We start from the raw sequence: 26,218 nt of genomic DNA on the forward strand, positions 1-26,218 counted from the left end.
AACTGTCTTGATAATGCCTGTGCAGAAAACTTCTTCGGATTACTCAAGACAGAATTGCTGTATTTACAAGAATTCACATCAATAGAACACTTCATATCCGAGCTTCACGCTTACATAGAGTGGTACAACACAAAGCGCATCAAGCTTAAGCTTGATGGTATGTCACCTGTTGAATACAGGCTCAATGCCGCATAACAAAAGCGACCAAGATCTCTCTTAGTCGCTTTGCATATTTTTTCTTTAAAAAGTTTGTCTAACTTTTTGGGGTCAGTTCAATGATCGGCGGTCTGTTTTTTTGTGTTTTACTCTTGATTTTTGTACAAATTTAGTGTATGATTATATTAGTATTGTATACACGAGGTGCAAAATGATAAAAAGGATCTTCAGACAGATGCTGCTTACACAGATACTATCGTCTATGACGGTAATGCTGTGTATGCTTATAGACAGCATTATGATAGGACGTTTTCTGGGCGTTGAGTCCATGACTGCTTATGGTCTTGCGACGCCTGTGCTGCTTGTATTTGCGGCGATAGGCAGTATGCTTTCTGCCGGAGTACAGGTCATGAGCGGCAAAACTATGGGAAGCGGAGACAAAAAAGGAACGGACGCTTGCTTTACCATTTCTGTTATACTGGTGGCGGCAGTCTCGGTGGTAGGTCTTATAGCTGTGCTTGGGTTCACCGATCCCATATGTCAACTTCTGGGTGCTGCCAAGAACGGAACGGACAGTGAGGTATACCGCCTTACAAAGGATTATCTCAAAGGCTTTATAATCGGTGCACCTGCTTTCCTTTCGGCTCAGGTCATGGTGCCTTATATGCAGATATCCGGAAGCAGGATACGTCTTGTTGTGGCGGTCGCTGCAATGACTGTGGGAGATATTATATTTGATGCTCTGAATGTATTTGTATTCAAACAGGGCACCTTTGGCATGGGACTTGCTTCCAGTCTGAGCTACTATATCGCATTTGTTATAGGCGTGGCTTATTTCTTCAAGAAAAGCTGTATTTTCAGATTCAGGATCAAGCTTGTCAAGGCAAGGCTTTGCGCAAGGCTTCTGAAGGACGGAGTTCCCACTCTTATCAATCAGGTCAGCCTGGTGCTGCTCACATTCGTGCTCAACAGGCTGCTGCTGAGCATTGAGGGAGAGATCGCCGTTGCGGCATACTCGGTCATAACCACCGCAGGAAACATCTGCTATGCTTTCAGCTCGGGTATTGCCTCGGTTGCGCTTATGCTTTCCTCCATATTCTACAGCGACGAGGACACCACCTCTTTGCACACACTGGTAAAGATCATGATAAGATATGCTGTTATGATCTGCGCTGTGGTGACGGTCATATCCCTTGTGGCGGCAACGCCTATGGTTACCTTGTTCCTTACGGACAAGAGCGCAAAGGGCATGGCTGTGGTAGGATTCAGACTTTTTGTCCTTTCTCTCGTTCCGTGTGCAATAAATACATCGCTGAAGAACTATTACCAGGGCATTGACAAAGTACATCTGACAAGGACAATATCCGTACTTCAGAATTTTGCTCTTCCTGCGCTGAGTTCATATCTTCTCAGCCTTGCTTTCGGCATAAACGGCGTATGGCTGGGATTTTTGAGCGGTGAAACTCTGACGCTGCTGTTTATCGGCATTGTGGTATTCATAAAAAAGGGCAAGGGGGTAAACGTAAGGAATTTTGCACTTCTGCCCGATGATTACGGTGTAAAGGAAGAGGACTGCTTTGAGATGTCGGTAAGGACATCTTCGGAGGTAGTCGTTGCATCGGAAAAGGCTTTTGATTTTTGCAGGGAGCACGGCAGGTCTTCAAAGTTCTGCTCAATGATCGCTCTTTGTATCGAAGAAATGGCAAACAACATTGTGGAATACGGTTTCGACAAGCAGGACACCACGCACAGCATTGACATCAGGGTGATGCTCAAGCCGGACGAATCCGTAATACGTATAAGGGACAACTGCAAGAACTTTGACCCTGTGGATTACCTTGAGCTTCACAAGGGCGACGATAAGCTTGCCCACATCGGTATCAGAATGATAATGGGAATGGTCAAGGATGCAAACTATGTAAATTCCCTCGGGCTTAATAACCTTACGCTGAAAATATGATGACGGGGCGATGCCCTTTACAGAATATGCATACAAAAGGACCTGTGCACAGCAATGTGCGGCAGGTCCTGTTTTTTATTCCGAAACGAGCTCTCTTGTTTCGACTTTCTTTATTTTCCTTGACGCAATAAGGGCAAACACGAAGAATCCCAGTATAAGCAGTGCCATTGGTATCAGGATGTCCAGCACGCCCGTCTCAAGTTCAAGATAGCAAAGACCTATCACTCGCAGCAGCATTTCCATCATCTTTTGTGTAAACAGCTGTGAAAGTGCAACGCCTATCAGCGAGCCAAGCAGCGCAACGAACGAGAACCTCAGTGCAAACGACAGCCTCAGCTTTGCCGATGTAAATCCAATCGCCTTGTAAATGCCTATGTCACGGCGTTCAAGCACAAAAGCCTTCGTGCAAAGCAGCACCACAGCGATAAGCATAAACACGCCAGAGAAGCTGTAAATAATTGCTTTGAGCAGATTTATCTCGCTTTCGTACATATCCTTGCCTTCGTTTTCAATGTCCCAATAGCTGCACGAGCCTTTCTTTTCACCCTTGTCGTTGACCAGAGCCTTGTCGATCTCTTCAGCTATCTGTTTTCCCTTTGATTCGTCCTTGATAACAAATCCCTCGTAGTTTATCTTAAACGAAGGGCTGAGCGTTTCAAATGCTTCGTAAGGTATTGCAAACACCATGCCTGCGTCGTTCGTCGACTGGTATATGCCAGATACGATACATTCAAGCTCGCCCTTTCTGCCTGCAACGCTGACCTTGTCGCCTATTTTCCAGCCGAACTCTTCGCTGACCAGCTGGGTAATAAGGATCTCATTTTGCTGTCTGGGTCTTCTGCCCTTGAAGATCCCTCCGATGTACTCCGGGTACTTGTATGCACGGCAGAAAAGCTTATATCCGTTGATAGAGCAGTAGCTGCTGTTGACTGCATATTTCTTTTCTATCGTTGTGTATTTCTCGATTATCTCCACAGCCCTCTTTTCAGCCTCGTCAATGGTAAGAAGATCCTCGCCTGCGTTGTTGACGTTCATATCCAGCTGCGTCACTTCCATGCCCATCATTTCAAGAGCGTTGCGAGAGGTGACAAGTCCTGCGATAAGGTTTATCGACACCATAAAGTACATAAGCAGCGCCGAGATTATCAGCATACTTATGTAGCGCCTTTTGGCTGAGGTGAACTGCCGTATGCCAAGCGTCAGCGAAAGCAGCTTCCTGCTCAGCCCCATTTTAAGTCTGCTGTCAAAGTACACATCGTCCTTTTGTCCCGTGATAGCCTGTATAGGCGAGATCTTTGTGACCTTGTGGGTCTTTATCGCCATGACCAGCAGCGATATCCCGATAAGTGTGATTATTACCAGTATTGCCTTCAAAACGCTGACCTTTATGCTGACCGGAGTTCCCACGATCTCAACGAACTCGTCTGCGATCACACCCGAAAGGAAGAACGCACCCACAAGACCGATGATAACACCTATTATCATAGCAAGTATATACTGTATCTGCATTATAAGCCTTATCTTGTGCGTGGTAAAGCCCTGCGATTTGAGTATGCCAAGCTTTTTGCGGTCTATCTCTATCTCACTTGAAATGCTGTGTCCCATAATGACCAGTGCCACCACGAACAGCATAACGATAAATGTCAGCACTATCTTTGAAAGCACGTTAGGTGCCAGCGCAGAGTAGTTGACCGACTGCGCCTTTGTAAGAGTGCCGCTTGACAGGTCGCCAAGCTTGGTTGCCAGATTTACATCTCTCTGAAACTGTGCATCGCTGCCCTTGTAGCTGTCTGACTTGAACAGATTGAAAACCTTGACCTCGATACCGTTCTGCACAGCCTCATCATTTTTGTATGCAGGATCAGCCTTTGTTTTTGCAGATATTTCAGACAGCTTATCAAAATCCTCGTCTGATATGAACACCTGCTTCCAGCCTATCTGTGAAGAACCGTTCTGTGACTCCTGAACGAAGCCCTTTATCTTGAACTCGTACTTTACGTAATAAAAGCAGGTCTCAAGCGTATCGCCTACCTTGCATTTGAGCTTTTCCCTGCACCCCAGAGGCAGATATACCTCGCCTTTTTCAAGCGCAGGAATGTTATCCTCCAAGCCTGAAACATCAGAATTTATAAGTCTGATCCCGTCATGCAGCTTCATATAAAAGTAGCTGTTGCCGTCATTGTAGTTTCCGACTTTGTTGGATACGCCGTCGTTGTGCCAGTTATCCAGCGCATCGTATACATCCAGCTTTTTTACTATGCCAAGGCTGCGCACATTGTTTTCAAGCTCAGGCGTGTAATAGTTGTTATATACAAAGCATACATCGGTCGGGTCGCCAAGATCTTTAAACGATTGTTCAAGCACCCTGTCCATACTGTCGATGAAGTTGAATATGGACAGGGATGACGCAACGATTATCGCCGACAGCAGAATGACCGCTATAAATGCGCCTTTGCGCCTTTTGATGTTAGCCTTTACAAGTGTGAATATCTCCATGCTCTCACCTCACCATTCAAGGGAAGTGAGCCATGCATTTATTTGTGTCTCACGGCTTTTTATATCCTCAGGGGAGTAAGGCGGCAGGTCAAGATCCCCCAGTATTTTTCCGTCGCTGAGGTATAGTATTCTGTCTGCTCTTGCCGCTGCACGCACGTCGTGGGTCACCATAAGTATGCTTTGCCCTTGCTTATTCAGCTCGGTCAGAAGGTCAAGCACGTCCCGGGTGTTTTTCCTGTTCAGGGCACCTGTGGGCTCGTCGGCAAAGATAAGCTTTGGCTTGTTGACTACCGCCCTTGCGATGGCGCATCTTTGCTGTTCACCGCCGGAGACCTGGGAGGGAAGGTGAGTTTTGATGTGAGAAATGCTCATCTTTTCAAGAAGCTCATCAACTCTTTTGTCTGTTTCTTTGGCGGAGACGGACTTATTAAGGTAGCCTGTAACGGCGATGTTTTCAAAAATAGTCAGATTGCTCACAAGGTGCATCTGCTGGAAAACAAATCCGAAATCGGTGTGGCGGAGCCGGGCAAGCTTGTTTTCCTTCAGCCCGGTAATGTCTGTGCCGTTATAGATGACGCTGCCGCTGGTGGCTGAGTCCATTCCGCTGAGGGCGTAAAGAAGTGTGGATTTGCCAGAGCCGGACGCTCCCATTATAACCGTGAAATCTCCCTCGTAAAGCTCCAGATCAACGTTGGAGATTATGTGCAGCTGTCCTCCGTTATGTGCAAAGCTTTTACAAAGGTCTTTTGTTTTAAGTATGATATTTTTCATTTTCTGTTCCTCCCCTGCATCTTCCCGTGGAATCTGCTTTAACTAAAAGATACAGCAAAAGATATTAAGAAATCCTTAAGATGTCTCAGATGCCGATATTTCTTTCACAGTCACCGTGACCTCAAGCCCTGAGCCTGTATTTCTCAGCGACAGCAGGGCGTTCATCTTGCGGCACAAATAGCTGCATATGTACAGTCCCAGTCCGCTTCCCGGCTCACCCCGGCAGTTATGCCCACGGTAAAACTTATCGGTGACAAAAGCCATATCTTCGTCGGGGATGCCGCCGCCATGGTCGGTAAAGCGCACCGCAAGCGTTCCGCTGTCTCGTTCAAGCGCAACGTCAATTTCGGTTTTGGCATATTTGCGTGCGTTGGTGATTATGTTTTCAAACACCTGTTTTAACCTGTCAGGGTCAACGTCCGAAACAAATGGCTTGTCGGGTGCTGCACAGTGTATCTCGTCTCCGCCGGGGTCAAGCTCTGTGACTGTCTGTAAAAGCAACTCACAGATATCCGTTTCAACCGGCTTTATATCCAGTTTTTCCAGGTCGGAGAGTGAGTGGATGAAAAGGTCGTTGGTAAGCTTTGACACCTCGTCACACTTTCGCATTATTACCTCAAGGTATTTGCGCCGCTTTTCCGGGGAGGTATCAAGGTGCGCTTCAAGACCTTCGCAATAGGCTCTTATGGAGGCAACAGGGGTCTTTATGTCATGGGAGAGGGTGGCGATGACGGTCTTGTTGTTTTCCACCGCTTGTTTTTCTCCTGCACGGGCGGCACTTATCTCACGGCGCATACTGTCAAACGCCCAGGTGAATTTGCCGAAATAGTTTTTTCTCTCGTATTCAAGCGGAATGTCAAAGTTGCCTGCTGCAAGCTGTGAGGCATACTTCTCCAACTTTGAAAACGGGCGCAGAACAGCAAAATAGGTATAGGCGGCATTCATAAAGATAAAGCCTGCACAGATAAGGCATATCCATGCTATGCTGTTATCTCTGCGGTCATCAACATCAAGCTTGCGCAGCTGTTCATCCAGCTCGTCAAGCCTTTGAGATGCCAGCTGTGCATCGCCCCGGGACACAAGGGTCTTTATCTCGCTGACAGACACCAGCTGTTCTGTCAGCATCTCGTTAAGGTTATCTTTTGAGCCGGAAATATAGAAAATTGCGCCGGCTGCTGCCACAAGTACAGAGAAGATAAGGGCTTGTATAAACAGTTTACTTTTCATCGTTTGCCTCCAGAATGTATCCTACTCCCCACACGGTCTTTATGTAAACAGGTGAGGCGGGGTCCTGTTCAAGCTTTTCACGCAGCCAGCGGATATGCACCGTAAGGGTGGACGGCTCCACCATTGAAAATGCACCCCAGACCTCGTTTATCAGCTTGTTTTTGGATATTGCTTCGTTTTTATGCTCGCAAAGATACGCCAGCAGGTCAAATTCCCTCAACGACAGGTTCACAGGCTTATTATCACGGGTGACGGTGCGTGAGGTGATATTTACGGTAATGTCTCCGAAGGTCACGGTCTTTTCCTTGTCCATGCTGCCGTAGGTGCGCCGCATAAGGGCATTGATTCGGGACAGAAGCTCTTTCATGGAATAGGGCTTTGGCAGATAGTCGTCACCGCCGATGTCAAAGCCGGTTATCCTGTCGGTCTCGCTGGTGCGTGCACTGGCAAAGATGACAGGTGTGCCGGACACCTCACGAAGCTGTCGGCAGACCTCAAAGCCCGAGCTGTCGGGCAGGTTAATATCAAGAAGGATAAGGTCAAAGCTGGTTCGGGACAGGGCATCAAAGCCTTCTGCACTGCTTTGGGCACAGCTCACCTCAAAGCCCTTGCTTTCCAGCATATCCGTGATTATCATGGAAAGGTCGCTGTCATCGTCTATGATAAGTATTTTTCTGTTTTGCAAAGTGCTCACCCCACTATGATTTCTTATAACATAGTACCACAAAATACCTTCAAAATCAACAGCAAAAGACCTGCACCGAAAAAAGTGCAGGTCTGTATCATAATATGGATATGCGGCGGTCATTCGCAGATAGCCGGTCCGACGGATAAACTCATGGCTTTTGTGTAGCAGTCTATTGTCTTGGCTGCATACTCGTCCTCAACGGTCTTGTCGACATCACCCTTTGAATAAAGCATGACTGCTTTGCCGTTTACAATGGCATAAAGGGTATTCTGACCGTAGTCGTACATTTTTTCTTCCTTTTTTACATTGGCATCGGGGGATATCTTTGCGGCATATGTCAAGCCTGATCTTACGGCAGAGACCTCCGCCAAAACCTCGTTTGGTACTGCGCCACGGGAATAAATGAGCTCAAGTATCCTGTCTTCAAATTTCCCGGTGGATCTTGAATCGTACGTCCTTGAAAAGTCAAAGTGGTAGACTTTGCCTGCGGTATCTACGCAGGTACCGGATATATTCTGTCCCCAGGCAAAGTTTGAACGTACGGTCATAAAAGCTATGGGCTTGTGTGGTATTACCGCCTTTGAGGGGGAGGGATCGGGTTGCGCCTGCTTTGTGGTTACTGTTCTGACAAGGTTGCTTTCGGTTTTTACACCGTCCTGAGTGAGGGCTTTGATGGCGCCGTCTGTGTCTGAGTCGGCAACAAAATAAAGAGTTGAGTTGGGTGTGGTGAAAATATACACCGAATCTCCGCCTTCCTCCCGGGGATTATGTATGAGTATCCCTTCGCTGAGTGTGTACCGGGCACCATAGGCGTTCTCCATGGTCAGAATGGGGTTGGCACCGCCTGTGATCTGCTGTTTCCCTTTGAGGACGATCTCTCCCTGCTTCAGCACGCTGCATATGGCTTCAAAAAGCTCATGCCTGATGTCATCGTTGGTTATTTGTCCTTCATAGTATTTTCTGATCCCTGTGCTGCGGTCATATTCTTCTGCTTTGGAATAATAGGTATAGTCGGAGAACCTGGTTTTTGCAAAGTCCTGGGCTTCAGTGGTGGCAGGGGTAAGCTTATCTATCACGCTGCTGTCGGGATCTATTTGGCTGTCTATTTTCTGTGATGCCACAGGGATATTTGATTCTGTGCCGCTCTTTGAACTGTCGGCGCAGCCTGCCATTGAAAGAACCAAGGCTGCTGCAAGTATATAAGTTGTAAATTTTTTCATGTTTTTATTCTCCTTTCGGTGTGCGTCTGATACATATACGTATAGACAGAGGAACATTTATGGGGATAAGTTGCACAAATTTCGGAGGATAATGTTGTGAACAATCACGATCCAAAAGATCAGCTCTATGGAGGGCTGATTTTTTGTGCATAAAAATCGGCGTAAATGATAAATACACAGGTACCGATGTGATATTGTGAGCTGTGTTTTTGTTGACTTTATGGGCGAAAAATGGTATAATGTCAAAACGGAGCAGACAGAAAACGTTGAAAGCACCGAGTCGGTGTAATAATAAATATTGGAGGGCGTAATTATGGCAAATAAGTACAGCGGAACACAGACCGAAAAAAATCTTCAGGCTGCTTTTGCGGGAGAGTCACAGGCAAGGAACAAGTACACTTACTTCGCTTCCAAGGCTAAAAAAGAGGGCTACGAGCAGATAGCTGCCCTTTTCCTCAAAACTGCCGATAACGAGAAAGAGCACGCAAAAATGTGGTTCAAGGAGCTTGAGGGTATTGGCTCAACAGCCGATAATCTCAAAGCAGCAGCTGACGGCGAGAATTATGAGTGGACGGATATGTATGAGGACTTTGCAAAGACTGCTGAGGCAGAGGGCTTTGCGGAGCTGGCAGAAAAATTCCGTGGCGTTGCAGCAATAGAAAAGCATCACGAGGAAAGATACCGTGCACTGCTGAAAAATGTGGAGGCGCAGGAGGTATTCAAAAAGAGCGAGGTCAAGGTGTGGGAATGTCGCAACTGCGGACATATCGTAGTTGGCACACAGGCACCCGATATTTGCCCCGTTTGCGCTCACCCACAGGCTTACTTTGAGGTCAATGCTGAAAATTATTGATAAAATAAAAAGCCTTCCGGTTCAGTTCACTGATAGCCGGGAGGCTTATTTTTTATCTTAAATTGTAAAGCCGGTTTATAAGGTGTATTTCTCCTGTGGACAGGGTCAGCGGCAGGTCGATAAGCCGCTGGTTTTCAGAGCCTCTGAAATTCAGGGAGATGTTTTTCTTTTCCTCAACGAACTCTCCGTCAACCAGTACGTCGATACAGGAAAGCATTTCGTCGGTGACCTCGCAGCGGGCACGGCTTGGCTTTAAAAGCTCCTCATCAAGCAGATAGCCTGTGTAGCACCAGATGTTCTTCTTTGGAAATCTGCTTCTGACCTCTTTAAGAAACGGCAGCAAGGCACGCTGATTATCCGGCTCCATAGGCTCGCCGCCAAGCAGGCTCAATCCGTCAATGTAGTCAGGGGAGAGCATTTCCAGCAGCTTGTCAGCAGTTTCCCGGGTGAACGGCTTGCCGTAGTTAAAGTCCCATGTCTGAGGGTTAAAGCAGCCCTTGCAGTGGTGGGTGCAGCCGGAAACGAACAGGCTCACCCGCACCCCCAAGCCGTTGGCAATATCGTAGTTTTTAATTTCACCGTAGTACATAGTATTTGCGTCCTTTGTGTGCAGTATTATTTTATTGCATCAAGATTTTAACGTTATCACTTGTGTTAAGCTGATTGTGAGTGTTCTTCTGAAATGATTTCTTCCATACCCCCTTCAAAACTCTCACTACTTTTTCGTTATTTGGGGACTTGTTCCAAAATGGCGAAAAAGCAATAAAAGGTTTCTGAGGGGGCTTTGGGGGGAACTCTTCTCCAAAAGAGTTCCCCCCCAAATTAGTTTATCACAAATGCATAACTCTTTCCTGTATCTCCTGGGTTCTGCCTTGATTCCAGAACTGAGTACCGATATAGCCGCAGGTACGTCTTGCAACGTTCATTTTGGACTGGTCACGATTGTGGCACTTGGGGCACTCCCACACCAGCTTGCCGTCATCGTTTACTATCTGTATCTCTCCGTCGTAGCCGCAGACCTGGCAATAATCGCTCTTGGTGTTCAACTCAGCATACATGATATTATCGTAGATAAATCTGATGACTTTCAGCACCGCAGGGATGTTGCCCTGCATATTTGGCACCTCAACATAGCTTATAGCTCCGCCGGGAGAAAGATGCTGGAACTGAGCTTCAAATTTCAGTTTTGTGAAGGCATCTATCTTCTCGGTAACGTGAACGTGATAGCTGTTTGTAATGTAGTTTTTATCGGTTATGCCCTCGATCTTTCCAAAACGCTTTTGCAGGCACTTTGCAAACTTGTATGTGGTGCTTTCCAGCGGTGTGCCGTAAATAGAGAAGTCGATGTTCTCCTTTGCCTTCCAGCGTTTGCAGGCATCGTTCATATACTGCATTACTTCAAGGGCAAACGGAGTAGCCTCCTCATCGGTATGGCTCTTGCCGGTCATATACTTAACGCACTCGTATAATCCTGCGTAACCCAGGGATATGGTAGAATAACCGCCGTAAAGCAGTTTGTCGATAGTTTCTCCCTTTTTCAGTCTTGCCAGCGCACCGTACTGCCACAGTATGGGCGCAGCGTCGGAAAGTGTGCCTTTAAGCCTGTTGTGACGCTCCATAAGAGCTCTGTAACACAGGTCAAGGCGCTCATCAAATATCTGCCAGAACTTGCTCATATCCTTGCCGGAGGAAAGGGCAATATCCACCAGATTGAGGGTAACAACGCCCTGATTGAACCTGCCGTAATACTTAGGCTTGCCGTTTTCGTCAACATAAGGTGTAAGGAAGCTGCGGCAGCCCATGCAGGTATAGCAGTGACCGTCGCCGTTTTTGTCCACCTTCAGTTTGAGCATCATTTTTTCGCTGATGTAATCGGGCACCATTCTCTTTGCTGTGCACTGTGCAGCCAGCTCGGTAAGGTAATAATAAGGTGTGCCCGGGTCAACGTTATCCTCCTCAAGCACATAGATAAGCTTCGGGAACGCAGGTGTGATCCATACGCCGTCCTCGTTTTTAACTCCGAGGATACGCTGTTTGAGGACTTCCTCGATTATCATTGCAAGATCTGCCTTTTCCTGCTCGCTGCGTGCCTCGTTAAGATACATAAATACTGTTACAAAAGGCGCCTGTCCGTTTGTTGTCAGCAGAGTTACCACCTGGTACTGAATTGTCTGAACGCCCCTTGTGATCTCCTCACGCAGGCGCTTTTCGGTGACCTCATCTATTCTTTCCTCGTCAGCCTCAACGCCAAGCTCCTTTATTTCTTCAAGAAGCTCTTTCCTTATTTTCTCACGGCTGATCTGAACAAACGGTGCAAGGTGAGTCAGACTTATGCTCTGACCACCGTACTGGTTTGAAGCCACCTGGGCAATTATCTGTGTAGCGATATTGCAGGCGGTGGAGAAGCTGTGAGGCTTTTCGATAAGCGTATCGCTGATGACAGTTCCGTTCTGGAGCATATCTTCAAGGTTCACCAGATCGCAGTTGTGCATATGCTGTGCGAAATAGTCGCTGTCATGGAAATGGATGATGCCTTTTTTGTGGGCATCAACAATGTCGGGAGGAAGCAGTATACGGTTGGTGATGTCACGGCTGACCTCGCCTGCCATATAGTCACGCTGAACGCTGTTTACGGTAGGATTCTTGTTGGAATTTTCCTGCTTTACTTCCTCGTTGTTACACTCGATAAGGGTGAGTATCTTGTTATCGGTAGTGTTGGATTTTCTTACAAGATACCTGGTGTAACGGTACTTAACATATCGCCTTGCAAGGTCAAATGCGCCTTTGGACATTATCTGATTTTCCACCATGTCCTGGATCTCCTCCACGGACACAGCTCTGCCCATTTTGTTGCACTTGTACTCAACATACTCGGCGATGTCCTTGATCTGCTCTTTGGTCAGATCGTTCTTATGATCTGCTTCATTTGCTTTTGAAATGGCATTTACGATCTTCTCAATATCAAAGATCTCTTCGGAACCATTCCTCTTGATTATCTTCATACCTTTTCTCCTTAGCAATAGATTATTTCTCAAAGCAGAGTCAATTTCTCTCTTTATCCCCCTTGGAGCAATATGCCAAAGCAAAGCTTGAACAAGGAAGTCGTCACAATATATTGTGCCCAAAATGCAGATAAGGTCACAGCATATTGTATTTTACACTATCTCTTTATACGTGCGCAAGAAACAGTTTACAATACTTTCACAAAATTGTCTGTTGCATTTGCAACAAAATTGTGATAAAATACAATATATAGTGATTTGGTTTGTCATAGTGCACAATTTAAAGGGGTGATTTATATGAAAACGCTATATCCGTTAATTTCGCTTAACCAAAAAGAGACTCAGGAGCTTTTTGATTGTATCAAGCCGTCAGAATATGTATTTGCCAAGGGTGAGGAGATAATGCGTCTTGACGAGGAAAACAACATGGCGGGGATAATTATTTCCGGCAGGGCATATCTTGTAACCACCACTTTTGACGGTGTGCGGACCATAGCGGATCACTATGAGCCGGGGTGCTTTTTCGGCAAGGGATTCTCTTTGTGCACAGATCTTGATCCGTACATTATCAGGGCTGCCAGCTCATGCAGGGTATACATAATGGAATACAACAAGCTGATGCACTGCTGCGATAACCGATGCGAGAAGCACGTCAGACTTATAGACTCGTTGATAATGTCCTCAATGCACCATGCTCAGCTACACATAGAGGTACTTAGCAGGCGGACAATAAGGGGCAAGCTGCTTACATTTTTCAGACAGATGTCAAAAGAAAAGGGCAGCAGGACATTTGAGCTTCCTCTTTCTCTTTCGGATCTGGCGGATTACATTTCGGTTGACCGAAGTGCAATGATGAGAGAGCTGAAAAAGCTCAACGATGAAAAGCTGATAGTTTCCCATGCAAGAAAGGTGAGCATACTTAAGGATATTATCATATAGGCAAAAAAAGGACCCATGCCATACGCATGAGTCCTTAAAAAATGTTTCTTACTTATTGTTCTGGATCTTTGCAAGGAGCTGGAGCACTTTAAGATAAAGGTAGATAACACCTGTTACCAAGCCGAAGCTTGCTGCCCACTCATATCCCTTGGGAAGACCCTGTTCAACTGTTTTTGCTGCGTTGTCAAAGTCGCAGGTAAGGACAGCCGAAGCAAGCATAACGCCGATTATTCCGAACACGATACCGATAGGACCGTTGTTTGCCTGGATAATTGCTCTTACGATGCCGGAATTCGGAGCCACAAGAGTCATAACAAAGAAGATCAATCCGCCAAGGATCGAAACCAGCAAAGTGGTATAGACTACTTTTCTGAACCTGTTGGTGACTCTGATTATGCCCTTGGAATAAAGGACTGTGAGCACGCCGATTATAAGCAGTGTAAGTCCCAGAGCTTCATAAACGATGCCCTTATATGCTGCTGCATAAGTGTAGGAAGTCCAGGTTACAAGATATCCCATGCCTACGCAGTATATTGTTCCGAAGAAAGCAGTGGTCTTTGGTGCAAATGCGGTAACAAGTGCGGAGATAAGAGTTGCTATGCAGGCACCTATGAGAATAGGATACTCCTGTGGGTAAAGGAGCTGTCCGTCTGCAACGCCGGTTTTGCCGAAATAGTAATGCAGATAGAAGAAGGCAGCCAGACCAAGTGCAAAGGTGAGCACAAAGTATACGGTCTTTGCGGCGATCCCTCCGAAGGTTGCAGCCTCAGCACCGGGAGCGTAGTCAGCCCCAAGCTTTGAAAGGTGCTTTACTCTTGGGTTAGCAAACGAGTCCATAAAAGAATTCTGTCTGTTTGCAGACTGACCGTTATTATAGCCGTACTGGTTGAACTGCTGATTGTACTGCGGCTGCTGGTACTGATTATACTGCTGCTGCTGGTACTGGTTATACTGCGGCTGTTGATACTGTTGATTATAGCCGGTCTGGTTACCAAACATATTCTGGTTGAACTGCGTGTTGCCGTTGTTATAACCGTTGCTGTTATATCCGTTGTTGTTATAACCGTTATTTCCGTTTGTAAAGTTCATTAACGTTCCTTCCTTTCCTTCATTGATAGCCTAATTATAGCATATTTACGCAAAAAGTCAAGGCGGTTTTTGTAAAAATCCCGAATTGGCATTTTGTTCCATATAGCAAAGACCCACGACAAAAGCCGTGGATCATTGCTAAAGGAAGTTTAGAAAAATATGAAGAAAAAATATGAAGATATCACTTCAATGATAAAATGATATCTTCATATTGTGATAATACTATGATAATTAAAAGAATATCAGCGAAAATTACGGCTGTCCCATAAAGTCGTCCTCAGCCAGGCAATCCTCAAGATTAAGCTCATAGAGGTTATTGTATGTAGGCTGCTGAACCGGCTCACCTGCCAGCTGATAGTAATGCTCGGAACCGTACTTAGCGATAAAGTCGGTGGTATGGCAGTTGGTCTTGAGCTCGGTAATGAGCCTTTTGACCTCTGTGCTGCCTGCGCCGCAAGCATACTCATAGAACTTAAAGATGTTCTCAAGACCGTCCATTGACTGCTGTGTAACTGTTCTTGCAGCAACAAGCAGCTTGTTAAATGCATTCTGGAGAATGAGGATACACTTCTTCTTGTTATCGTTGCCCTCGTTGGTACACTTGTCAATGTAAGCGTACAGGTTGTGAAGGATCCAGTGCTGGATCTTCTTGTTTGAAGGCGAGATATTTCTTGCACGGATAGCCTTTTCAAGGTTCTTATCTGTGTTCATGATATGCTCGGTGAGCACCTGTCTTGAAGAAAGACCGCTGTTGATCTTGATGACGGTATCCTCCAGCATCGGATGGATCTGTCTTATCATCTTTTCCATCTGGATACAGCTTCTCATGGTGTATGTAACGCTGTCGATAAGCATAAGCATTACAGCTACCTTTTCCGGACCCTCGGCAACATTGAAGTCGTCAATGTTCTGCTGAGTGATCTGTCCTTCAAGTATAGCATCTACGTCATACTTCTCACGATAACCGTTGAATATGTCATAGAACTTGGAGAAACCGTTATGAACATCGTCCTTCTGGAGATACTGTGCGATAAGGGTGTCATCAACAGGGATGCCCAGCTCTTCGTAAAGCTGCATCATTTCGGAAAGGTCTTCCCAAGCACGGGAGGTAACGATCTCCTTTGCATCCGGATGAACCAGGTAGTAATGATCTGCATGGAGCTTGAGGTATGTCATGATGCATGGATGGACGCCTGCATAATAAGCATATTCCATCCAGATGGGAAGAACAGCTTCGCAGTCAACTCTCTTGAAACGGTCCCATGTTGCCATGTCGAACTCAACAACAGATCTGTTGTACTCAGGTGGGTTACCTGCGGTAACGATTACCCATCCGGGCGGGATCTGGTGCAGACCGAAGATCTTATACTGCAGGAACTGGAGCATGATAGGTGCAAGTGATGTGGATACGCAGTTTATTTCGTCCAGGAACAGTATGCCTTCACGGATACCTGTGTCCTCCATTGTGTTATAGATGTTAGCAATGATCTCACTCATTGTATACTCGGAAACCTGCTCATCCTTACCTACATAGTTTCTGGTAACGATGTTGGGCAGACCCATTGCGGATTCTCTCGTCTGGTGAGCCATTGAGTAGGAGATAAGGTTAAGACCTGTCTCCTGGGCGATCTGCTCCATGATAGCGGTTTTACCGATACCGGGGGCACCCAGCAGAAATACAGGACGCTGGTGCTCGATGCTGATCTTATAGTCACCGAACTCGTCCTTTACGAGGTAAGCGGTGATCGCATTTTTGATCTGATCCTTTGCTTCTTTTATGTTCATACTACAACCCCTTTGTTATATGCACGGGCGCAAAGTCACTCTGCCCTGTGCATAAGATTTAACAAATTTATTATACACAAATATTTATAGTATGTCAACATATTTTTTTATCTTTGTAGTCTTGCACAATGCAATTTGTACAAAATTGTCTATTTGATTTCGTCATTGGATTTTACGGGCACATTTTCAAATAAAATAAAACCCGGTGTGCATAAGATATGTAGCCAATATGAAAAAACAGTTCAATAGTTATTGTGATATAGCCAATTATCGCAGTTGTATATAAAGAGGAAGCAAAATTTGTCTAATATATCAGCTTGAAAAAGGGTAGTAAATGTGATAGAATTATTCTGTTAATAATGGGGTCGTGCCCCATTTCAATGATACAGCTTGATTAGGCTGCAGGGAGGATGCTTTAGGTTTGAAAAACAATGACAAGTTCAATGATGCTCACGATGCTTTTGTGCAAAGCATGAGGATGAGCGCAAGGAAAAAGCGCAGAAAGATAATTACCATTGTGGCTGCAATAGTTGTGGTAATTGTGGGTTATATCGTTCTGAGTACGTGGATAAAGCATAACAGGGAAATAGATTCGGCAAAATCTTCCATGAAGCAGATCGACATAAACTCCACATTCAAAGACGCTGAGTTTTTGCCCGGCGGTGACTGGGATCTGGACGGGGTGAAGAACGGCGACGAAAAGGACGGGGGAACCAATGTCCAGAACGAAGACACGGACGGCGATGGAATATCCGACGGTGATGAGAAAGAGCTGGGCACCGATCCTCTGAAGGAGGACACGGACGGCGACGGCATTCTGGACGGATATGAGATCATTGCAGGGCTTGACCCTTTGAAAAAGATGTCGGACGGAAAGACCGATGACGCAAAAAGGGAAATGACCATTGAGAAAAAGAGCGGTGAGGTCACACTTACCATGACAGGCAGTGCCAACAACGCTGAGGTCTCTGTTGAGGAGCTGGGGATAGTTGGTATATCCACAAATACAAGTGTTGTTTCCAGGGTGTACAGCGTTTACTCTGACAGATCCATGGACAAGGCTACGCTTACATTCAAGGTCGATACAGCGATGATAAAAAGCATGGGTCTTGAGCTTTCCGAGCTTTCGGTAATGAAGTTCGATCCGGAGAAAAAGACATATACTAAATTCGATTCCAAGGTGGACGAGAAAAACGGTACGGTATCCACAGAGATCGCTGCAATAGGCACCTTTGTGGTGGGCGTTGAAAAGACAATAAACCTTAAATCCGTAACGAGAGTCTGCTTCCTTATAGACAACTCCGGTTCCATGTACCCTGCAAGTCTTTGCCCGGGTTCAACGGAAAACGACGTTGATTTCAAGCGTCTTACATTTGCTCAGAGCCTCATAGGAAAACTCGATGACGGCTGCCAGGTGGCAATAAGCAAATATACCGGCACCTACACCAAAATGATGGACTTCACATCGGACAAAAAGGCAATGGGAGATACCCTCAGTAAGATCAAGAATCAGAAAGAGGTATTTAACGGCACACATTCACAGACTGCGGTCAAAAACTGTATAAATGAATTCAAGGACGAGGAAGGCATCAAGTATTCCAACATTATCGTTATGCTCACAGACGGCGAGTCCGACGAGGAGGGCGGAGCAGCTATAGAGGAGCTTATAAAGCAGGCAAACCAGAAAAACATCATAATCCTTACTGTTGGTCTTGGACGTGACGTGGACAGAGAGTGGCTGCAGAAGCTGGCTTCGGGCACAAGAGGAAAGTACTATGCTGCTTCCGATGCAAACGCTCTTGATGACGTTTACAAGAGCATTGTGACCACACTTAATTACGACATAGTTACATACAGCGGCAAGGATGAGATAAAAGGTTACTCTATATATAACACGGGCTTTGACCCGCAGAAGAACGGATTTGCTTTCAAGAATTTCAAGGTGCTTACCACCACAAGCGTGGACTTCGGCATGGCTGTTATGGCAAGAGACTGGTACACAGGTAAGGTCAAGCTGTCTCTGGGAGATATTGACCCCAAGGATGATAGCGAGCAGAAGGTCAAGGCGGAGGGATACGATTTAAGCGATACGTCCTTCGGCAAGAAATACAGTGACCGAAAGGAGCTTCACAGCCTTGACGGAGATCTGTTCAGCGGAAAGTACACAGACGTTACCGAGTATCTGGACTATTCCTCCAAGGGCAGCAAGCTGGAGGTAGATAAGGGTTATTCCTCGGATGCTGCAAGTAAGGGCTGGGCGGTAAAGAATGTTGCTATTGACGGTTCAAACCTGAAGTGGAGCAGCGTTGATTTCCTTGCGCTTGACATAGCCGGTTCTTATGACAAGATACAAAACGGTTATTCCAAGGATCAGGCGGAGTTTGCAAAGGCTCTTTACCGACTCAATGCAATGCAGTGGGACGACAGCAAGGACGAATACAAGCTTTCCGAGGAGGGCTTTGAGAAGCTGAAAAAGCAGCTGAGCATGGGTGTTCCGGCGGTGGTTACCATTGACGGCGCACACAGTGTTAATGCGATCGGTCTTATCCAGGATTCACTTTGCCACAGAAAGTTTATCGTACAGATATACGACAACAACTATCCCGACGAGAAGAAGGAGCTTTACATTGAAAAGAGAATGCTTTGCAAGCTGAAGATCTCCGGCGGAAAGGCAGCGGTAGAGGATACCTCGTTTGCATATTCCGCAAGATACGAGGGCAAGCAGGTAGGCGTATCCTTCACAAATGTTGAGGAACACTGATAATAAGATAAAAAAGAAGGGACCGTTAAGGTCCCTTTTTATTATGATTTTTATTCGTCGTCGTAGGTTTTTTGTTTCTTGAACAGTCCGCCTTTTTTCTTGCCGCCGCCAAGGGTCAGAGTGAAAATCCTGTCACTCATAAATATACGCAGTGCAAGGAACATACATATGCAAAGCAGGACGAACTGGTAGCCAAGACCTATGAAGTATGTGGTGTAGTCACCGAACATAACGTTTTGGTTTGCGATGAATGCGTGGGTGAACGGGATAGCCATTGTAACATACTTGATAGCGGGTGATGCTGTCTTTATGTCAATGAACATTGTTACAAAATACGGTATCATAGCACAGAACATAATAGGCATCTGAAGTGTCTGTGCGCTCTTTGCGTCCTTTGCAAGTGCACCAAGGATGATCGAAACGGAAAGCACGATAAGTATTGTCACAAACATCTGTGCGCCTACCATCAGATAATCCGTCCACTTCATCGAAAGACCAAGATTCTGAAGGATCTCGTCAAAGTTCTTGTTGTCAGCCATACCGCCTGTGATGCCGTCCATCATTTTGTTCATACCGAACATATAGACAGCTGCCTGAAGTGCTGCAACGATAGCTGCTGAAAGCATTTTTGCGGAGATCACGGAAAGTCTTGAAACAGGGGATGAAAGCAGTGTTTCAAGTGTCTTGTCCAGCTTTTCCGTGGATATGGCACCCATTATCATCTGGGATGAGTACATTATAAGCAGGAACATTACGATCGGTATAAGCATGGACTGTGTGTTCATTATTCCTGCAACCTTTTCGCTTGCAACCTGATCCTGTTTGTCGGAGATAACGGTGTACTCCTCCAGCTTGATAGGATCCTCCAGCTGCTTGACCGTTCCCGTATCCAGCTTGCTCTGAGCGTAGATAGTGGATTTGATGCCTGTTTGCAGCATTTCCAGCGCAATTTTGGAGCCGGTATTGATGTTGGAGAAGGTGGCGATAGATGTCATCTTCTGGGCAAATTTTACGGTGGCTGTTTCATGCTTTTCCACCTGCGCTGTGAAACCCTTTGGAATGATAACCACGTTTTTGTAATCGGTGTTCTTCAACTCCTTGGTGAAATCATCGGATCCGATCTCGACCCTGTTTACATTCATGGTCTCATTTTTGTCCATAATGTCAAGCATTGCCTTTGTAAAGTCGGTCTGGTCACGGTCACAGATGTTGATGGTGGTAGCTTCTTTTTTGACCTCGTCAACAGCCTTTGACATTGCCTTACCTGCAAAGATAAGTATAAACACGGTCAGGAACATGGTGGCGATCGTGGTTACGCTGAGCATCTCTTTAAGCTCTTTCCTTAAAAGTACCGAGAATTTCAATGTACAGTCACCACCTTTTCAAATACTTCTTCAAGGTTCTTAACACCGTATTTAGCTACAAGCTCCGGTGCAGGACCAACCTCAAGCAGGTGTCCCTTTGAAATAATGCCGACTCTGTCCGAAACATACTCTATTTCCAGCATATTGTGAGAGGAAAGCAAAAAGCTCATTCCCTCGGCAGCCAGTTTCTTTATCATTCTTCTTATCTCAAGGGCATTGATTATATCAAGTCCCGAGGTGGGCTCGTCAAGTATTGCCAGAGACGGCTTTGACATAATGGCTCTTGCAAGCAGCAGTCGCCTTTGCATACCCCTTGAATAGTTGGAGATCTTATCGTTGAGCCTGTCCCCAAGCTCGCAGATCTCGCTGCCTCTTTTTACAAATTCTTCAACATCGCCTTTGTTCTTGGCATAGATGTTTGCCATGAATGTCAGGTATTCAACACCCTTCATGGTCTTGTATGCACCTGCCTCATCAGGCAGGTATGTAATACACTCTCTCACCTTTTCGGGCTCGGTGAGAATACTATGACCGTCCACAACAGCATCTCCTTCGGTGGCTTTCAGCAGAGTGGAGATCATTCTGATCGTAGTGGTCTTTCCTGCGCCGTTAGGTCCGATAAGTGCAAAGATCTCGCCCTTTTTTACCTGAAAGGTGACGTTCTCAGAAGCATAGACACCCTTTTTATACTGCTTGGAAAGTCCTTTAACGTCCAATACGACTTCCATTTTTTTACCCCCCCTATTCAGATTGAGCTTTTATTACAAGTAAAAAAACTCTGCAAACAGTATAACACACTTAAACGTTTTCGTCAAGCCGGAAAAAATGGCAGGCGGTGCCTATTGCCAAAAGCGGGAAACTATGATATAATCTTATAGAAATAATTAAATGGAGGAAAGAAAATGGCTGATGAAAATATAAAGCAAACATCTGCTGAGGCTGAAAAGCCCGAAGGAGAGGGAAATGTGCTGGCAGGATTTGTACTTTACAAGGACGCCAATATGGACTGGCTGCGCTTTAGAAAAATACTCAAGGATGATTGGGACATTGAATTTGACGACGAGGTCAAGGACAACGCTCTGGTGTTCAAGGTTGACGACATGATGGTAGCCTGCTCGCTGATGCCAAATCCTGTGCCCAATGACGAGGCTGTGGATGCGGCAAAACGCAATATCCTCTGGAAGGACGGAGCGGACATTGTAAAGACCCACGGTGCCCATATGATGCTTGCGGTGATGAACAAGTTTGACCCGCTGGATCAGCAGGAGCTTTTTGCAAAGGTGGCTTGCAGCCTGTTGAAGCTTGACAACGCCATTGGCATTTACAAGGATCCTACGGTATACGAAAAGGACTTCTACATCAATTTTGCACAGAGCATAGATAAGGGAGAGTACCCCATACCTATCTACGTTTACGCCGGTATGTACATTGAAAACGGTGGTGTGTACGCTTTTACATCAGGTATGCGCTTTTTCGGCAAACAGGAGATGGAGATACTGGGGTCAACTTATGAACCTGATGAGGTGCTGAGCTTTTTGTACACTATCTGCGAGTATGTTATCGTTGAGGACACTGAGCTTAAAGACGGAGAGACAATAGGATTTTCGGAGGATCAGAAGCTGCCTATCAAGCTGAGCAAGGGAGTTTCCGTTCCGGGAGATACACTTAAAATAACGCTTTAACGGCTGTGGTATGAACTTTAGGGGGAAGTATGATGAACAATAAATGGGTGAGAGCGGCGATACCTGCGCTGCTTATACACTGTTCTGTCGGCACGGTCTACTGTTGGTCCACATTCAAGGAGGCTATTGCAAACAAAATTGGCATGAGCCCGTTTTCTGTGGGCTGGGCATTCTCACTGGCGATTTTCTTCCTGGGAATGTCGGCGGCTTTCGGAGGAAAAATTGTTGAAAGAGATATCCATGTGTCATCCCTGGTGGCGTGCATCTGCTTTTCAACGGGCATGGTGGGCACAGGTCTGGTCATAAAGTTCCTTACAGGTGTGCCTGCGCTTATCGGAATTTATGTTTTCTACGGTGCGATAATGGGTATCGGTCTGGGAATAGGATATCTGACACCTGTTAAGACCCTTATGCTGTGGTTCAAAGACAACAAGGGGCTTGCCACGGGTATATCCATAATGGGATTTGGTCTTGCAAAGGCTATTGCTACGCCTATAATGGATCTTATTCAGAATAAGTTGGGCATTGTCTCCATGTTCGTGATCCTGGGACTGGCATATATGGTGCTTATGCTGCTGGGTCATTTTCTGCTGAAAAAGCCCGACGGCTGGGTGGAGGAGCCTGCCACAAATCAGGGCAGCGCACTTTCAATGTTCAAAAACAAGCAGTTTATCGGCATATGGCTCATGTTCTATCTGAATATACACTGCGGTCTTATGATAATAACCTATGAAAAACAGCTGCTTTCGTCGGCTTTCGCCACATCGCTGAAGCTGGCGACTATCGTAAGCGTAGTTCCTTCCTTCACCGCTGCGCTGAACGCTCTGGGACGAATAGGCTATTCCACCCTTTCGGATAAGATGAAAGAGCGCAACACAATTTACAAGATAATCTTCACCAGCTGCATTGCTATCAGCCTGCTTACATACTTTACCCGTGCGGTCTCTGCAGCAGAGAGTATGCTTTTGTCGGTGATAGTAATTGCGTTCCTGCTTATTATCAACGCAGGCTACGGCGGAGGCTTCTCTACGCTGCCTGCACTGCTCTCCGAAAGATTCGGTATGAAGCGTATCAGCCAGATACACGGACTGTCACTTTCCGCATGGGCGGTGGCAGGTCTTACGGGCAACAACACCTCGGAGATAATTCTGAAAGCTTCGGATAATAACTATCAGAACATCGTTATCATCGGCGCAGGACTTTATATCGTTGCGCTGGTAATTTGCATAGTTCTGGTAAGCAAAAAGAAGGACGTGACGGAGGAATGATAAAGCGTTTGTTTACCGTAATGTGCGCTGTGGTCATGTGCGTATTGTGCACCTCATGTTTTGACGAGGACAGCAGCGAGGATAAAAGGGGAGACCTTGGCAAGCTGGAGGCATTGACCCCCTACGGCTCCACCGTCATCACAGGTATCCAGCTGGAGCATCAGGCAATGTGGCGTGACGATCCGGAGATAGAGGATATCGTTAAGGAGCATGGCTTCTCCAATACCAGCGAGTATTACGAATTTGAGCTGAACGAATGGTTTGAGGTCTATATCAAAGCCTCAACAAGAGATACATTTACAAGCTATATCGTCAAGTACGACGAGAAAAAGGACTATAAAACCATTACCGAGGACGAGATAAAGCACTCGTGTATCGACAAAAGCTTAGAAGATAAATACCCCGATGAAAGCAACTACGGCGATATGGGCGGTATGAAGGTGGAAAGCAAAAAGGGCGGGACAACTGGTACATATGCGCTTATCTTTTTCCGTTTCGGCAAGCCCGAGGCGATGATAAAGTTCAAAGTAGTGCCAAGTACGGCACCGTCAGCGTCAGAAGTTTTAAAAGAACTTGAAAAACAGAAAAAGTAAAAAAAAACTGCTTTGGAAAATTCCAAGGCAGTTTTTTGGTGTCAAGGCGATAGGGGATAGTCTGTTGATGTGCTGTTGAGAGCAGTTCTTCTGAACAAGTGTTTCTCTTGAACTCTCTCGGTGCCCTTAATCATTTTCGGCGGTCGGGAGCAAAGCTCCCAGCCGCCGAAAATCAATATAAGGTTTCTGAGGGGAGTTTGAGGGGAACTCTTCTCCAAAAGAGTTCCCCTCAATAATACATCGACTGATTATTCACCCATTACCTTGACCATAACAGCTTTCTGGGCGTGGAGACGGTTTTCAGCCTCCTCAAAGATCTCATTTGCGTGAGCTTCAAACACCTTCTCGGTTATCTCCTCCTCACGATGTGCAGGCAGGCAGTGCTGCACCATAGCGTCCGGTTTAGCCACAGCCATTATCTCATCGTTTATCTGATAGCCCTCAAAGGCTATTTTGCGCTTTTCGGTCTCCGCTTCTTCGCCCATTGATGTCCACACGTCTGTGAAAAGAACGTCTGAGTCCTTAGCTGCCTCAAGGGGCACATCGGTCATAAAGAACTTATCGCCGTACTGCTTGGTGAACTCCAGCACCTCCGGGTCGGGCTGGTAGTCCTTGGGGCAGGCGATAGAAACGCTCATTCCCACTTTGAGTCCGCCTACGATAAGGGAGTTTGCCATGTTGTTGCCGTCACCGATATAGCACATCTTCAAGCCCTCAAAACGACCCTTGAACTCTCTTATGGTCATAAGGTCGGCAAGTACCTGACAAGGGTGACAGAAATCTGTAAGACCGTTGATGATAGGGATAGAGCCGTAGTTTGCCAGATCTTCAACTTCTTTCTGCTCGAAGGTGCGGATCATAATTCCGTCAAGGTAGCGGGAAAGCACCCTTGCGGTGTCCTGAACAGGCTCGCCTCTGCCTATCTGAAGGTCACGGTTGGAAAGAAAAAGTGCCTGTCCGCCCAGCTGGTACATACCTGTTTCAAAGGATACTCTTGTACGGGTGGAGGACTTCTGGAAGATCATTCCCAGGGTCTTGCCCTTGAGGATCTTGTGTTCGATGCCGTTTTTGTTCTCGTATTTAAGCTGGTCGGCAAGGTTCAGGATCTCCATTATCTCCTCTTTGGACAGATCAAGTAATTTCAGTAAATGCTTCATTTTGTTTTCCTCCTTATTTTTCATCAAGAATCTCTTTTAGAATTTCCATTCCCTTTATGATGTTTTCATCGCTAATGTTAAGCGGCGGCAGGAATCTGAGCTTTTCCTTTGCCGTAAGTATCAAAAGCCCTTTGTCTGCACACTTTGCAAGAATGTCAGAGGCTTTCTTTGTCTTCAGGCGCACCCCTATCATAAGTCCCATGCCGTCAACGCCTTCGACCTCATCTATTTTTGCAAGCTCGCTTCTGAAAAGCTCTGCCTTGCGGTTTATTTCCTTGATGAACGCAGGGTCACTCACCTTGCCGATAACCACATTTCCACCGGCACAAGCCAGGGGATTTCCGCCGAAAGTGGAGCCGTGGGTGCTCTTTGTAAGCACGTCGCAGCAGCTTTCGTCTGCAAGGCAGGCACCGATGGGGATACCGCCTGCAAGACCTTTTGCAAGGGTAGTAATGTTTGGCTTGACACCGAACAGCTTTGATGTGAGAACCGCACCTGTTCTGCCAACGCCGGTCTGCACCTCATCGGCGATGGTGAGGATATCGTCCTTGGCACATTCTTCAAAAATAGCGTCAACAAACTCCTGTGTCAAAGGACAAACGCCGCCTTCGCCCTGTACGAACTCGAACATTACGGCGCACACTCTGCCTTTGTTCTCCTCCAGCTTTGCTTTAAGGTCGTCGATATTGTTTGCCTCAACGTTTACAAAGCCCTCAAGAAACGGGAAAAAGTAGTTGTGGAAAACCTCCTGACCCGTTGCCGAAAGGGTAGCCAGCGTCCTGCCGTGGAACGAGTTTACCAGAGTTATGATCATATTTCTCTGTGCGTCTTTGCCGTACTTGTCAAAGCTGTATTTTCTTGCAAGCTTGATAGCGCACTCGTTAGCCTCTGCGCCGGAGTTGCCAAAGAATATCTTGCTGTAGCCTGTTGCGCTGCAAAGCTTTTCCGCAAAGTCCGCCTGTACCTTTGTATAGTAATAATTTGAGGTATGCTGTATGCTTCTTACCTGTGCGCAGACCGCATCTGCCCAGTCCTTATCGCAGTAGCCAAGGCTGTTTGTGCCGATACCGGAGCCGAAATCTATGTACTGTTTTCCGTCCTCTGCGGTGGCAGTCTGCTGCTGCCCTTTATCAAGCACGATGTCCAGTCGTCCGTAGGTGGACATAACATGCCGGTTGAATTTTTCTATCGTATCCATTTTATTTTA

Annotated in this window: 21 protein-coding genes; 8 read left to right on the plus strand and 13 right to left on the minus strand. The window is 46.3% G+C overall.

All coding sequences use genetic code 11. From position 1 onward, the window contains the following. Positions 1–195, plus strand: a 195-nt coding sequence (locus T494_RS12615) for an IS3 family transposase (protein WP_037344251.1), incomplete at its 5' end; no start/stop codon positions are given. Positions 196–367: 172 nt separating this feature from the next. Continuing rightward, complete coding sequence (locus T494_RS0107265; protein WP_028505727.1) at positions 368–2,116, plus strand: MATE family efflux transporter; 1,749 nt, start codon at positions 368–370, stop codon at positions 2,114–2,116. A gap of 75 nt (positions 2,117–2,191) precedes the next feature. Here T494_RS0107265 and T494_RS0107270 read toward each other — a convergent pair whose 3' ends face one another. The 5 genes from T494_RS0107270 to T494_RS0107290 all read right to left on the minus strand — a co-directional run bounded on the left by T494_RS0107270 (position 2,192) and on the right by T494_RS0107290 (position 8,518). Next, on the minus strand, positions 2,192–4,612 hold the full coding sequence (locus tag T494_RS0107270) for an FtsX-like permease family protein (protein ID WP_028505728.1): 2,421 nt from the start codon (positions 4,610–4,612) through the stop codon (positions 2,192–2,194). A gap of 9 nt (positions 4,613–4,621) precedes the next feature. Beyond that, positions 4,622–5,383 (minus strand): ABC transporter ATP-binding protein, encoded by a 762-nt coding sequence (locus T494_RS0107275; protein WP_028505729.1) that lies wholly within the window; start codon positions 5,381–5,383, stop codon positions 4,622–4,624. 75 nt (positions 5,384–5,458) lie between these two features. After that, positions 5,459–6,610 carry a HAMP domain-containing sensor histidine kinase gene (locus T494_RS0107280; protein WP_028505730.1) on the minus strand — a complete coding sequence of 384 codons (1,152 nt, stop codon included), beginning with the start codon at positions 6,608–6,610 and terminating at the stop codon, positions 5,459–5,461. Next, positions 6,600–7,295, minus strand: coding sequence for a response regulator transcription factor (locus tag T494_RS0107285; protein WP_028505731.1), 696 nt, complete (start codon positions 7,293–7,295; stop codon positions 6,600–6,602). Before T494_RS0107285 ends, T494_RS0107280 begins: the two co-directional genes overlap by 11 nt. Positions 7,296–7,414: 119 nt before the next feature. Next, positions 7,415–8,518, minus strand: a complete 1,104-nt coding sequence (locus T494_RS0107290) for a hypothetical protein (protein WP_028505732.1) — start codon at positions 8,516–8,518, stop codon at positions 7,415–7,417. 313 nt (positions 8,519–8,831) lie between these two features. Between T494_RS0107290 and rbr the strand changes: the two genes are divergently transcribed. Further along, positions 8,832–9,371, plus strand: a complete 540-nt coding sequence (rbr, locus tag T494_RS0107300) for a rubrerythrin (RefSeq protein WP_028505733.1) — start codon at positions 8,832–8,834, stop codon at positions 9,369–9,371. Positions 9,372–9,423: 52 nt separating this feature from the next. Here the strand turns inward: rbr and nrdG are convergent, their stop codons facing one another. Beyond that, entirely contained in the window at positions 9,424–9,960 is a 537-nt protein-coding gene (nrdG, locus tag T494_RS0107305) for an anaerobic ribonucleoside-triphosphate reductase activating protein (protein WP_028505734.1), read from the minus strand. 241 nt (positions 9,961–10,201) lie between these two features. Beyond that, positions 10,202–12,373, minus strand: coding sequence for an anaerobic ribonucleoside-triphosphate reductase (nrdD, locus tag T494_RS0107315; RefSeq protein ID WP_028505736.1), 2,172 nt, complete (start codon positions 12,371–12,373; stop codon positions 10,202–10,204). A gap of 297 nt (positions 12,374–12,670) precedes the next feature. On the opposite strand from nrdD, the gene T494_RS12620 reads away from it, so the two are divergent. Then, on the plus strand, positions 12,671–13,312 hold the full coding sequence (locus tag T494_RS12620) for a Crp/Fnr family transcriptional regulator (protein ID WP_051540200.1): 642 nt from the start codon (positions 12,671–12,673) through the stop codon (positions 13,310–13,312). A gap of 48 nt (positions 13,313–13,360) precedes the next feature. Here the strand turns inward: T494_RS12620 and T494_RS13425 are convergent, their stop codons facing one another. Beyond that, entirely contained in the window at positions 13,361–14,401 is a 1,041-nt protein-coding gene (locus T494_RS13425) for a Bax inhibitor-1/YccA family protein (protein WP_051540202.1), read from the minus strand. 252 nt (positions 14,402–14,653) lie between these two features. Beyond that, entirely contained in the window at positions 14,654–16,186 is a 1,533-nt protein-coding gene (locus T494_RS0107330) for a MoxR family ATPase (protein ID WP_028505737.1), read from the minus strand. 421 nt (positions 16,187–16,607) lie between these two features. Here T494_RS0107330 and T494_RS0107335 point away from each other — a divergent pair, with 421 nt between their 5' ends. Continuing rightward, positions 16,608–18,947, plus strand: coding sequence for a VWA domain-containing protein (locus tag T494_RS0107335; RefSeq protein WP_028505738.1), 2,340 nt, complete (start codon positions 16,608–16,610; stop codon positions 18,945–18,947). Positions 18,948–18,997: 50 nt separating this feature from the next. Here T494_RS0107335 and T494_RS12630 read toward each other — a convergent pair whose 3' ends face one another. Both T494_RS12630 and T494_RS0107345 read right to left on the minus strand, forming a co-directional pair. Further along, positions 18,998–20,311 (minus strand): ABC transporter permease, encoded by a 1,314-nt coding sequence (locus T494_RS12630; RefSeq protein ID WP_051540204.1) that lies wholly within the window; start codon positions 20,309–20,311, stop codon positions 18,998–19,000. Further along, positions 20,308–21,039 carry an ABC transporter ATP-binding protein gene (locus T494_RS0107345; RefSeq protein WP_028505739.1) on the minus strand — a complete coding sequence of 244 codons (732 nt, stop codon included), beginning with the start codon at positions 21,037–21,039 and terminating at the stop codon, positions 20,308–20,310. The genes T494_RS12630 and T494_RS0107345 overlap by 4 nt, the downstream gene beginning before the upstream one ends. Positions 21,040–21,213: 174 nt before the next feature. Between T494_RS0107345 and T494_RS0107350 the strand changes: the two genes are divergently transcribed. The 3 genes from T494_RS0107350 to T494_RS0107360 are packed head-to-tail and all read left to right on the plus strand — an operon-like array spanning position 21,214 to position 23,854. Further along, positions 21,214–21,993 carry a DUF4261 domain-containing protein gene (locus T494_RS0107350; RefSeq protein WP_051540205.1) on the plus strand — a complete coding sequence of 260 codons (780 nt, stop codon included), beginning with the start codon at positions 21,214–21,216 and terminating at the stop codon, positions 21,991–21,993. A gap of 29 nt (positions 21,994–22,022) precedes the next feature. Then, complete coding sequence (locus T494_RS0107355; RefSeq protein WP_197021137.1) at positions 22,023–23,261, plus strand: OFA family MFS transporter; 1,239 nt, start codon at positions 22,023–22,025, stop codon at positions 23,259–23,261. Beyond that, the gene (locus tag T494_RS0107360; RefSeq protein WP_028505742.1) at positions 23,258–23,854 is read left to right on the plus strand and encodes a hypothetical protein; all 597 of its coding nucleotides are present in this window, start codon (positions 23,258–23,260) and stop codon (positions 23,852–23,854) included. Before T494_RS0107355 ends, T494_RS0107360 begins: the two co-directional genes overlap by 4 nt. Before the next feature lie 248 nt (positions 23,855–24,102). Here the strand turns inward: T494_RS0107360 and argF are convergent, their stop codons facing one another. Both argF and T494_RS0107370 read right to left on the minus strand, forming a co-directional pair. Continuing rightward, positions 24,103–25,011, minus strand: a complete 909-nt coding sequence (gene argF / locus T494_RS0107365; protein WP_028505743.1) for an ornithine carbamoyltransferase — start codon at positions 25,009–25,011, stop codon at positions 24,103–24,105. Positions 25,012–25,024: 13 nt separating this feature from the next. After that, a complete protein-coding gene (locus T494_RS0107370; protein ID WP_028505744.1) occupies positions 25,025–26,209 on the minus strand; it encodes an acetylornithine/succinylornithine family transaminase in 1,185 nt (394 codons plus the stop codon). Between the last annotated feature and the right edge of the window lie 9 nt (positions 26,210–26,218).

This window comes from Ruminococcus sp. FC2018 (genome assembly GCF_000621805.1).
Lineage (GTDB): Bacteria > Bacillota > Clostridia > Oscillospirales > Ruminococcaceae > Hominimerdicola.